Origin of the sequence: Streptomyces sp. NRRL S-646 (genome assembly GCF_000720765.1) — a bacterium.
GTDB lineage: Bacteria > Actinomycetota > Actinomycetes > Streptomycetales > Streptomycetaceae > Streptomyces.
The window spans coordinates 80,657-90,880 of record NZ_JODC01000025.1; the positions used below are offsets into that span (position 1 = coordinate 80,657).

Below are 10,224 nucleotides of genomic sequence, written 5' to 3' on the forward strand. Positions count from 1 at the left end.
CACGGCTTTGGCTTTGGGGGCGCGGGGCCGGATCGATGTGCGGCTCCGCCGCGTGGGCGCGAGCAACCACAGACAACCCGCAGCCGCTGAAGCTCCCCAGCCCCCCACAGCCGGCTAGTGAGGCGCCCCTCGCCACCCAGAAACCGGCAACGCAAACTTCGCCACAAGCCGGTCGGTGAACGACGCATGGTGCAGCCGAGCCAGCCGCACCGGCACAGCCCCCCGCCGCACCTCGACCCTGGCCCCCGGCGGCAACTCCACAGTCCGCCGCCCGTCACACCACAAAACCCCGGGCGGGATATGGGGCAGCACCTCCACCGCCAGCACGGAATCCGGCGACGTGACCAACGGCTTCGCAAACAGCGCATGCGCCGAGATCGGCACCATCAACAGCGCCTCGACCTCAGGCCACACCACAGGCCCACCTGCCGAGAACGCATACGCGGTCGACCCCGTCGGAGTGGACAGGACAATGCCGTCACACCCGAACCCGGTCACCGGGCGCCCGTCGATCTCCAGCACGACTTCCAACAGCTTCTCGGCGCCGGCCTTCTGCACCGCCGCCTCGTTCAGCGCCCAGTCCGTGTGCACGATGTTGCCGTTCTGGTGAACGACGACATCGACGGTCATCCGCTCCTCGACCTCGTACGCCTTCGTCACCACCCGGTCGACGACCTTGTCGAGATCATCCCGCTCGGCCTCGGCGAGGAATCCGACCCGCCCGAGGTTGACGCCGAGCATCGGCACTCCGGACGCCCGGGCGAACTCGGCGCCCCGCAGCAGCGTCCCGTCACCCCCGAGCACGATCAGCAGCTCGCACCCGTCGAGACACTGCGGGGTGGCCTCCTTGACCAGCTGCACTTCCTCGGGAAGCGGCAGATCGGCGGCCTCGTACTCCAGAACACGCACGCCGATGTTCTCGCGCAGCAGCCCTTTGACCACGAGTTCGGCGCTGCGAATGGCCGCGGGCCGCCCGGTGTGGGCGAGCAGGAAAACTGTACGAGCTCGGTTCTGGGTCAACGCGGCCCCTCCGCCACTGCACGGTCAACGTCGGCCGGGTCCAGTTCGGGTGCCCCGGTCCGCAGCCACAGAAAGTACTCGACATTCCCGGAAGGTCCGGGCAACGGACTGGCGGTGACACCCTTCACCCCGAGCCCGAGTTCCCACGCCTTGTGGGCCACACCCCGTACGGCCTCCGCCCGCAGCTGCGAACTCCGTACGACTCCTCCACTGCCCAGCCGTTCCTTCCCCACCTCGAACTGCGGCTTGACCATCATCACCAGGTCTGCGTCCGGTTTCACACACCGCACCAGGGCGGGCAGGACCAGCCCGAGCGGGATGAAGGACAGATCCCCCACGACAAGATCCACAGGCTCACCATCGATCTCTTCAAGCGTCAACTCGCGTACGTTCGTACGGTCCTTGACGGTGACGCGTTCATCGCTCTGAAGAGTCCAGGCAAGTTGTCCGTATCCGACGTCGACGGCGACGACGTGCGCGGCCCCCGAGCGCAGCAGCACATCGGTGAACCCGCCGGTCGAGGCGCCGGCGTCCAGCGCCCGCCGCCCTTCCACCGCGAGCCCCTGCGGCACGAACACCTGCAGCGCGCCCGCGAGCTTGTGCCCGCCCCGGGAGACGTACTCGGGATCGCTGTCGTCGGCCGTGACGAGGATCGCCGCCGCGGTCTCCACCTGCGTGGCGGGCTTGGTCGCGACGGTCTTGCCGACGGTGACCCGCCCGGCCGCGATCAGCTGGCTGGCATGCTCGCGCGAGCGCGCGAGCTTCCGGCGGACCAGCTCCGCGTCCAGACGGCGGCGTGCGACTCCTGCCACGTTCGGTTCAGCTCCTGTGCTCGTACGGCCGTGGGGGCGCCGGAGGTCCCGGGCGGGCGTCGAGCGCGGTGAGCGCGTCGCGCAGCCCCCGGTGTACATCCTCGTACACCTCGAGGTGGCCGTCGGTGGCGAGGTGGTCGGCATCACCGAGGCGCTCCAGCTGGGCGTCCACGTCGGCGTTGCCGGTCGTGGCGCGGGGCACGTTCAGCGGCGCGGGAGCGGCAGGGTCGTACTCGGCTTCCTGCTCGGGTTCGACGTCGACCGCTTCGTCCCCCGACGTGGCCTCGGGCACAGAGTCGCTCATGCCCAGACGCTACCCCGAACCGCTGGGGTACCGTCGATCGCGATGGCCACGATCGAGGAGTGCCGCGCCGCACTCGAGAAGCTCTCGGACAACATGCAGACCGCCGAAGGGGACGTCCGCACGGCCGCGGCCCTGGACCGCTCGGTGAGCTGCTGGATCACCGACCTCGACGTCACGTTCGTCGGCAGGATGACGGGCGGCCGGATCGTGGTGCAGGACACGATCCAGGGCCCACCACGGGAGAAGGCCCAGATCAGACTGGCCTTGAAGGGCGACGACCTGGTGGCGATGGTCAACGGCGAGCTGAACTTCGCCAAGGCCTGGGGCTCGGGCCGGGTCAAGCTGGAGGCAGGCCTGCGCGACCTGTTCCAGCTCAGGAAGCTTCTGTAGCCGCTACGCGCGCGCGTGCCTTCCGCGCCGCGGGCACCACCAGCGGCGTCCCCGTCTCCGGGTCGTCGATGACCTGGCAGCGCAGCCCGAAGACCTCCTCGACCAGTTCGGCCGTGACGATGTCGTTCGGGGCGCCCTCGGCGACGATCCGTCCGCTCTTGAGCGCGATCAGGTGGGTGGCGTACCGGGCGGCGTGGTTGAGGTCGTGCAGCACGGCCACGAGCGTGCGGCCCTGTTCCTCGTGCAGCTGGGCACACAGGTCAAGGACGTCGATCTGGTGCTGGATGTCCAGGTATGTCGTCGGTTCGTCGAGCAGCAGCAGCGGGGTCTGCTGGGCGAGCGCCATGGCGATCCACACGCGCTGCCGCTGACCGCCGGACAATTCGTCGACATGGCGATCGGCGAGCCCGGCGACCCCGGTCTGTGTCATCGACTCCTGTACGACCCGCTCGTCCTCGGCCGACCACTGGCGCAGGATGCCCTGGTGCGGGTACCGGCCGCGGCCCACCAGGTCGGCGACGGTGATGCCGTCGGGCGCGATCGACGACTGCGGCAACAGGCCCAGCGTCCGCGCGACCCTCTTCGCCGGCATCGACTGGATGACCTGCCCGTCCAGCAGCACCCGCCCCCGGCTCGGCTTCAGCATCCGCGACAGGGCCCGCAGCAGGGTGGACTTGCCGCATGCGTTCGGGCCGACGATCACGGTGAACGAGCTGTCGGGTATCTCCACCGAGAGCTGCTCGGCGATGACCCGCTGGTCGTAGGCGAGGGTGACGTTCTCGGCGGACAGCCGGTTCACGGTGCTCCTTCGGGTGTACGTGTTCTTCGAGCCGCTCGTGTCCGGCTTCGCGGGGTCGCTCATATCCGGCCCGCCCTGCGCTCGGTGATCAGCAGCCACAGCAGATAGACACCGCCGAGGACGCCGGTGACCACGCCCACGGGCAGCTGGTCGGCGCCGAAGGCCCGCTGCGAGATCCAGTCGGCGCTGACCAGCAGAGCCGCGCCCATGCACAGGGACGACACCAGGTTGGGGCCGGGCGAACGGGTCAGACGGCGGGCGAGCTGGGGCGCGGTGAGCGCCACGAAACTGACGGGTCCCGCGGCGGCCGTGGCGGTGGCGGTGAGCAGTACGGCGGCCACCATCAGCAGTGCCCGTACGCGCTCCACCCGCACCCCGAGGGCGTTCGAGATGTCGTCGCCCATCTCCATCATCCGCAGCCCGCGCGCGTTGGCGAGGACCAGCGGTACGAGTACGGCGCACAGCCCGAGCAGCGGCCAGACCTGGTCCCAGTCACGGCCGCTGAGGGACCCGGTCATCCAGACGACCGCACGGGCGGCGTCGACGAGGTCGGACACCGTGAGCAGATAGCTGTTGACCGCCGTGACGATCGCGGACACTCCGATACCGACCAGAACCAGTCGATAACCGTGCACGCCCCGCTTCCAGGCGAGCAGATAAATGGCAAGCCCGGTCGCAAGGCCGCCCACGAGCGCACCCATGGTGACCTGGGCCGCGCTCCCGGAGAACAGCACGATCATCACGAGCGCCCCGGCCGTCGCCCCCTGTCCGAGGCCGAGCACGTCCGGGCTGCCCAGCGGATTGCGGGTGACGGCCTGGAACAGCGCCCCACCGAGCCCCAGCGAGGCCCCGACCAGCAGCCCGACCAGGACACGCGGCAGGCGCAGCTCATTGACGATGAACTCCTGCCCGGCGTTCCCGCCGCCGGCCAGTGTCCTCAGCACGTCGCCGGCCGAGATCGGGAAGTCGCCGGTGCCGATCAGCAGGACACTCGCGGCGAGCGCGGCGAGCAGCAGCAGCGCGACGACGGTGACGGCCCGGACGTCCAGGCGCAGGGAAAGTCCGCCCGGCGTCCTCAGCACACGGTTGCTCTTCACAGCTGTGCCGTCCTCCGTCGTCGTACCAGAAAGATGAAGACCGGCCCGCCGATGATCGCGGTGATGATGCCGACCTGGAGCTCCGAGGGACGGGCGACGACCCGGCCGATGACGTCGGCACCGAGCAGCAGCACGGGCGACAGGATCGTGGCGTACGGCAGGATCCAGCGCAGGTCGGGGCCGGTGAAGGACCGTACGACGTGCGGGACCATCAGCCCCACGAACGCGATCGGCCCGCAGGCGGCGGTCGCCGCGCCGCACAGCACGACGGCGGCGAGCATCGACAGCGCCCGGGTGCGGTTCAGGTTGGCGCCGAGGGCCTTGGCGGTGTCGTCGCCCATGGCCACGGCGTTGAGCGGCCGGGCGAGCGCGAGTGCGAGGACCGTGCCGACCGCGAGGAACGGCAGCACCTGCAGGATGGTCGAGTCGGTCGCCGAGGAGAGCGAACCGACCGTCCAGAAGCGCATCTTGTTCAGCGCCGCGTCGTCCGTGATCATCACGGCCTGCAGATAGCCGTACAGCGCGGCGCTGATGGCGGTACCGGCGAGCGCGAGCCGCACCGGCGTGGCGCCCCGGCTGCCACCGAGGAACCAGACCAGCGCCCCGACGACAGCCGCCCCGGAAAAGGCGAACCAGACATACCCGCCCAGGCTCGTGACACCGAAGTACGTCATGGCGGTGACGACGGCGGCCGATGCGCCCGCGTTGATGCCGAGCAGTCCGGGGTCGGCCAGCGGATTGCGGGTGAGCGCCTGCAGCACCGCCCCGGACAGGCCGAGTGCCGCGCCGGCGAGCAGCCCGAGCACGGTCCTCGACAGCCGCTCGTCGACCACGACGTCGCCGTACGTCCCCGTGTCCTGGAACAGCCCGTGCCAGACCTGCTCCGGGGACAGCTCCTTCGCACCGATGGCGATGCTCGCCAGCGCGACGAGCACCAGGACGGCGAGGGATACAACGAGCCCAAGGGCACGTATCGCCCGGCGGGTTGGGGGCGCGGGGGCGGTCTCCGCGCGCTGTTCTGGAGGACTGTCGACCAACACGTAGTTAGGTTAGCCTACCCTCGCTCACCCTCTCGATTCCCGGTCGTGGCCGCGGTCACGGTCGCGGAGCCATTCACAGGTTCCCCCGTCCGCCACCCGCCGCGCCCGTCGCCTCACAACTCCAGCCGCGCCAGCGCCTTCCCCGCATCCAGCGCGCACACACCCTCGCCGGCCGCCGTCCAGGCCGCCGCACACAACGCCCGCAGTCCGTCCAAGGCCTCGCCGTCACCGTCCAGTTCGAGCCGGTCCACACCCGCCGTCGCCGTCCAACCGCCGCACCGGAAGCCGCCGTCCGCCTCGACGACCTCCGGCTGTCCCGTGAGCAGCCCGCGCAGATCCGCGTCGACGTACGTCGGGCGGTGCTGCGGCGGCGCAGCGAGCAGCTGCGCGCCGTCGGTGACGCCGGTCAGCACGAGCAGCGAGTCGACCTCCCCGTTGAACGCGCCCTCGATGTCCGTGTCCAGCCGGTCCCCGACCACCAACGGCCGCTCGGCGCCGGTCCGCAGGATTGTCTCCCGGTGCATGGGAGGCAACGGCTTGCCCGCAACCTGCGGTTCGGCACCGGTCGCTATCCGCACGACCTCCACCGCGGCGCCGTTGCCCGGTGCGATGCCTCGCGCACTCGGAATCGTCAGGTCGGTGTTGGACGCGTACCAGGGCACCCCGCGCGCGATGGCGTAACAGGCCTCGGCGAACCGCCCCCAGGGCAACTCGGGCCCGCCGTACCCCTGCACGACCGCCGCCGGATCGTCCTCCGCCGACTCGACGGGCACGAGCCCCCGCTCCCGCAGCGCGACCCGCAGCCCCTCCCCGCCGATCACCAGCACCCGAGCCCCCGCCGGCACCTGCTCGCTGATCAGCCGTGCGACCGCCTGTGCGGAGGTGATCACGTCATCGGCCCCGGTCGGTATCCCCAGCTCGGTCAGATGGTCCGCCACCGTGTCCGGCGTCCGCAGCGCGTTGTTGGTGACGTAGGCGAGATGCATCCCGCCCGCCCGAGCCGTGGCCAGCGACTCGACCGCGTACGCAATGGCATTGCCCCCCGCATACACCACACCGTCGAGGTCGAGCAGCGCGGTGTCGTACGCCTCGCTCAGGGCCTGGCCACTGCCCTCGGGCCTCGTCCTGACGCTCTGGCTCATTCCACATCGCTCCTCGTTCGACGGCTTTCCCCCGATCATCCCTCACGCCACTGACACACGTACGATGCCGGGATGAACTCAGCAGGTCACTCGGAAGCAACGGCGCGCCGAGGCCTGGAACTCACCCCGTTCCGAGGCCTTCGCTACGACCCCGACCGGGTCGGCAGCCTCGCCGCCGTGACGTCCCCGCCGTACGACGTCGTCGTACGCCCCGACGGCCTGCACCACCTCCAGTCCGCCGACCCGCACAACATCGTCCGCCTGATCCTGCCGCAGGCCACCACCCCCACGGCCCGCAACGAACAGGCCGCCGACACCCTGCGCCGCTGGCTCTCCGAGGGCGTCCTGACCACCGACGCCGAACCCGGCCTGTACGTCTACGAGCAGCGCGACGGCGACGGAATGCTGCAGCGCGGGATCATCGGCGCCCTGCGTGTCTCGGATCCGTCGGAGGGCGTGGTCCTGCCGCACGAGGACGTCATGCCGCACGTGGTCGCCGACCGCGCGGCCCTGATGCGCGCCACCTCAGCGAACCTCGAGCCCCTGCTCCTGACCTACCGCGGCAACGGCTCGACGTCTTCGGCGATCGAGGTCGTGGAACGCGTCGCGGGGCATCCTCCGCTCCTGGCCACCACCACGGAGGACGGCTTCAGCCACCGCCTGTGGTCGATCACCGACCCGGCCGACCTCGCCCGCATCCAGTCCGACCTGGCCCAGCACCAGGCCCTGATCGCCGACGGCCACCACCGCTGGGCGACCTATCGCCGGCTCCGCACCGAGCACACCTCGCCGAGCCCCTGGGACTACGGCCTCGTCCTCCTGGTCGACACGGCCCGCTACCCGCTGCGCGTCCGCGCCATCCACCGCCTCCTGCACGGCCTGCCGGTCGCCGACGCCCTCTCCGCCCTGGACGGCCTGTTCCGCATACGGCACCTGCCCGTCCCCCTGCCGGAGGCCCTGGACGCACTGGCGGACGCCGCCTGCGCCGGCAACGCATTCCTGCTCGCCGGCGACGGCTCCTTCCACCTGATCGACCGCCCGGCCCCGGACCTCCTGGCCCGTACGATCCCCGCCGACCGCCCCGCCGCCTGGCGCACCCTGGACGCCACGGTCCTGCACGCCACGCTCCTCGACCACGTCTGGCACATCCCCGAGGACGACCCTTCCCGTATCGCCTACATCCACGACACGGCGGCCACGGTCGAAAAGGCGGAACGCGACGGCGGTACCGCCGTGCTGATGCACCCGGTCCGCGAGGAGGTCGTCCGCGACCTGGCACGCCAGGGCGTGACGATGCCCCGCAAGTCGACGTCGTTCGGCCCGAAGCCGGCGTCGGGACTGGTGCTGCGCGCGCTGGACCTCTGAGGACCTCTGACATGCGAAAGGGCGGGACCTCACGGTCCCGCCCTTCTCACAGATCAGTCCTTGTCGTCCTCGACCTCGGCCTTGGCCTCGGCCTCGGCCTCCGTGCCGTCTCCCTCGTCACCTTCGTCGCTCTCGTCGAAGGCGTCGACGAACTCCACACCGTCCAGCTCGGCAAGCCGGTCAGAGGCGTCCGTGCTGCCGTCCTTGTCGGCCTCGACGGCCTTCGCGAACCACTCCCGCGCCTCACCCTCGCGACCGGCGGCGAGCAGCGCGTCGGCGTATGCGTACCGCAGCCGCGCGGTCCACGGCTGCACTGAGCTGGAGGCCAGCTCGGGGCTCTGCAGCGTCACGATGGCCGCGTCGAGCTGCCCCATGTCACGCCGTGCGCCGGCCGCGACGAGCCGCATCTCGACCTGCCCGGCCTTGTCGAGCTTCTGGACCTCCGGTGCACCGGCCATGTCCAGCGCCTTCTCCGGACGCCCGAGCCCACGCTCGCAGTCGGCCATGACGGGCCACAGCTCCGCGCTGCCGGTCATCCGCCGCGCGGCCCGGAACTCGGCAAGCGCCTCGGCGTACTTCTGGTTCGCGTACGCGGCGAACCCGCCCGCCTCGCGCACGGCGGCGACGCGCGACGCCAGCCGCAGCGCGATCTTGGAGTAGGCGTAGGCGCGCTCGGGGTCCTCGTCGATGAGCCGGGCGACCATCACCAGGTTCTTGGCGACGTCCTCCGCGAGCGTCTTCGGCAGGCTCAACAGCTCCTGCCGTACATCCTTGTCGATCTCGTCGCCGGTGACGTCCTCGGGGATGGGCAGCCGCTTGATCGGCTCGCGGTCACGGTCCCGCTCGTCACGGAACCGACCGCCGCCACTGCCACCCCGGTCGTCCCGCCCGCGGAAGCCTCCGGGACGGCCACCACGGTCGTCCCGACGGGGACCTCCGCGTCCACCACGGTCATCACGGCCCCGGAACCCACCGCGCTCGCCTCGGCTGTCGTCCCGCCGGAAGCCGCCGCGGTCGCCTTCGCGCCGCTCGCCACGGTCGTCACGCCGGAAGGGCGGACGCTCTCCGCGGTCTCCTCGGTCGTCACGGCGGAAGGGCGGACGCTCTCCGCGGTCTCCTCGGTCGTCACGCCGGAACGAGGGACGATCCCCGCGCTCTCCGCGATCTCCACGCTCGTCACGGCGGAACGAGGGACGATCTCCACGGTCTCCGCGGTCGTCACGCCGGAAGGACGGACGTTCCCCGCGCTCCCCACGGTCGTCGCGCCGGAAGCCACGATCACGGTCGTCGCCACGGAAGCCACGGTCGCGGTCATCCCTGCGGTCGTCGCGGCGACCGTAGCCACCGCGGTCGGCACCACCGCGGTTGTCGTCACGTCGGTCGTCCCGACGATCGTCCCTACGGAAACCGCCACGGTCACCGCGGTCGCCGCGGTCATCGCTCCGGCGGTCGTCCCGACGGCCGTACCCACCGCCGCGGTTGTCGTCCCGACGGAAGCCGCCGCGGTCGTTGTCGCGCCGCTCGCCGCCGCGGTCGTCACGCCGGAAGGAGGGACGGTCCCCACGGTCTCCGCGGTCGTCCCGACGCGGCCCGCGGTCGCGGTCGTCGCGCTGGAATGCCGGACGGGGGCCACGGTCACCCTCGCGCCGGTCGTCCCGACGGCCGTACCCGCCACCGCGGTTGTCGTCCCGACGGAAGCCACCGCGGTCCCCACGGTCGTCACGCGGGCGGTCGTCACGCCGGCCCTGTCCGCCGCGGTTGTCGTCGCGGCGGCCGTAGCCACCGCGGTCGGAACCACCGCGGTTGTCATCGCGCCGGTCGTCCCGACGGAAACCACCGCGGTAACCGCCACGGTCGCCGCGGTCCCCACTGTCCCGTCGCCGCTGGTCGCGCTCCGGTCGGTCGTCGGGAGAGTTGGTGGACATCGGTGACTCCTGTCTTCGGTACTGCAAGCATAGTAAAAACAAAAGGACCCCTGGTCCCAGCTGAACGCTGGGACCAGGGGTCCTTCCAAAGATTGTTCGGCGGCGTCCTACTCTCCCACAGGGTCCCCCCTGCAGTACCATCGGCGCTGTAAGGCTTAGCTTCCGGGTTCGGAATGTAACCGGGCGTTTCGCGTTCTGCTCAAAGCCGGCAACGGTCGTTGCCTCAGAACTAACACAGTGGACGCGAGCAACTGAGGACAAGCCCTCGGCCTATTAGTACCGGTCACCTCCACACCTTGCGGTGCTTCCAGATCCGGCCTATCAACCCAG

At 70.8% G+C, this 10,224-nt stretch carries 10 protein-coding genes, 2 rRNA genes and 1 pseudogene; 2 read left to right on the plus strand and 11 right to left on the minus strand.

What is annotated here, in order from left to right; translation table 11 throughout:
* Positions 1–114 precede the first annotated feature (114 nt).
* The 3 genes from IH68_RS0143095 to IH68_RS0143105 are packed head-to-tail and all read right to left on the minus strand — an operon-like array spanning position 115 to position 2,136.
* The gene (locus IH68_RS0143095; protein ID WP_030947564.1) at positions 115–1,020 is read right to left on the minus strand and encodes an NAD kinase; all 906 of its coding nucleotides are present in this window, start codon (positions 1,018–1,020) and stop codon (positions 115–117) included.
* Positions 1,017–1,832: a TlyA family RNA methyltransferase gene (locus IH68_RS0143100; protein ID WP_030947566.1), complete on the minus strand. Its 816-nt coding sequence runs from the start codon at positions 1,830–1,832 to the stop codon at positions 1,017–1,019. Before IH68_RS0143100 ends, IH68_RS0143095 begins: the two co-directional genes overlap by 4 nt.
* Positions 1,833–1,839: 7 nt before the next feature.
* Complete coding sequence (locus IH68_RS0143105; RefSeq protein ID WP_030947568.1) at positions 1,840–2,136, minus strand: hypothetical protein; 297 nt, start codon at positions 2,134–2,136, stop codon at positions 1,840–1,842.
* A gap of 42 nt (positions 2,137–2,178) precedes the next feature.
* Between IH68_RS0143105 and IH68_RS0143110 the strand changes: the two genes are divergently transcribed.
* On the plus strand, positions 2,179–2,526 hold the full coding sequence (locus IH68_RS0143110; RefSeq protein ID WP_030947570.1) for an SCP2 sterol-binding domain-containing protein: 348 nt from the start codon (positions 2,179–2,181) through the stop codon (positions 2,524–2,526).
* Here IH68_RS0143110 and IH68_RS0143115 read toward each other — a convergent pair.
* From IH68_RS0143115 to IH68_RS0143130, 4 genes are all read right to left on the minus strand, one after another.
* The gene (locus IH68_RS0143115) at positions 2,510–3,388 is read right to left on the minus strand and encodes an ABC transporter ATP-binding protein (protein WP_030947572.1); all 879 of its coding nucleotides are present in this window, start codon (positions 3,386–3,388) and stop codon (positions 2,510–2,512) included. The genes IH68_RS0143110 and IH68_RS0143115 overlap by 17 nt on opposite strands.
* A complete protein-coding gene (locus IH68_RS0143120) occupies positions 3,385–4,422 on the minus strand; it encodes a FecCD family ABC transporter permease (protein ID WP_030947574.1) in 1,038 nt (345 codons plus the stop codon). Before IH68_RS0143120 ends, IH68_RS0143115 begins: the two co-directional genes overlap by 4 nt.
* The gene (locus IH68_RS0143125) at positions 4,419–5,462 is read right to left on the minus strand and encodes a FecCD family ABC transporter permease (protein WP_030947576.1); all 1,044 of its coding nucleotides are present in this window, start codon (positions 5,460–5,462) and stop codon (positions 4,419–4,421) included. The genes IH68_RS0143120 and IH68_RS0143125 overlap by 4 nt, the downstream gene beginning before the upstream one ends.
* A gap of 113 nt (positions 5,463–5,575) precedes the next feature.
* The gene (locus tag IH68_RS0143130; protein ID WP_030947578.1) at positions 5,576–6,604 is read right to left on the minus strand and encodes an HAD hydrolase-like protein; all 1,029 of its coding nucleotides are present in this window, start codon (positions 6,602–6,604) and stop codon (positions 5,576–5,578) included.
* Positions 6,605–6,676: 72 nt separating this feature from the next.
* Between IH68_RS0143130 and IH68_RS0143135 the strand changes: the two genes are divergently transcribed.
* Positions 6,677–7,969, plus strand: coding sequence for a DUF1015 domain-containing protein (locus tag IH68_RS0143135; protein WP_030947581.1), 1,293 nt, complete (start codon positions 6,677–6,679; stop codon positions 7,967–7,969).
* A 53-nt stretch (positions 7,970–8,022) separates the two neighbouring features.
* On the opposite strand, the gene IH68_RS57435 is transcribed toward IH68_RS0143135, so the two are convergent.
* From IH68_RS57435 to IH68_RS0143155, 4 genes and pseudogenes are all read right to left on the minus strand, one after another.
* Positions 8,023–8,781, minus strand: coding sequence for a tetratricopeptide repeat protein (locus IH68_RS57435; RefSeq protein ID WP_199931987.1), 759 nt, complete (start codon positions 8,779–8,781; stop codon positions 8,023–8,025).
* Positions 8,782–8,937: 156 nt separating this feature from the next.
* Positions 8,938–9,708: pseudogene (locus IH68_RS57440) on the minus strand (tetratricopeptide repeat protein); the annotation flags it as partial.
* A gap of 280 nt (positions 9,709–9,988) precedes the next feature.
* Positions 9,989–10,107 (minus strand): 5S ribosomal RNA (gene rrf / locus IH68_RS0143150).
* Positions 10,108–10,147: 40 nt separating this feature from the next.
* Positions 10,148–10,224, minus strand: a 23S ribosomal RNA gene (locus IH68_RS0143155); the annotation flags it as partial.

Excerpts from the sequence above, each read along its gene's own strand:
- IH68_RS0143105 (WP_030947568.1), bottom strand. The coding sequence starts at position 2,136 with ATGAGCGACTCTGTGCCCGAGGCCACGTCGGGGGACGAAGCGGTCGAC.
- IH68_RS0143110 (WP_030947570.1), top strand. The coding sequence starts at position 2,179 with ATGGCCACGATCGAGGAGTGCCGCGCCGCACTCGAGAAGCTCTCGGAC.
- IH68_RS0143115 (WP_030947572.1), bottom strand. The coding sequence starts at position 3,388 with ATGAGCGACCCCGCGAAGCCGGACACGAGCGGCTCGAAGAACACGTAC.
- IH68_RS0143130 (WP_030947578.1), bottom strand. The coding sequence starts at position 6,604 with ATGAGCCAGAGCGTCAGGACGAGGCCCGAGGGCAGTGGCCAGGCCCTG.
- IH68_RS0143135 (WP_030947581.1), top strand. The coding sequence starts at position 6,677 with ATGAACTCAGCAGGTCACTCGGAAGCAACGGCGCGCCGAGGCCTGGAA.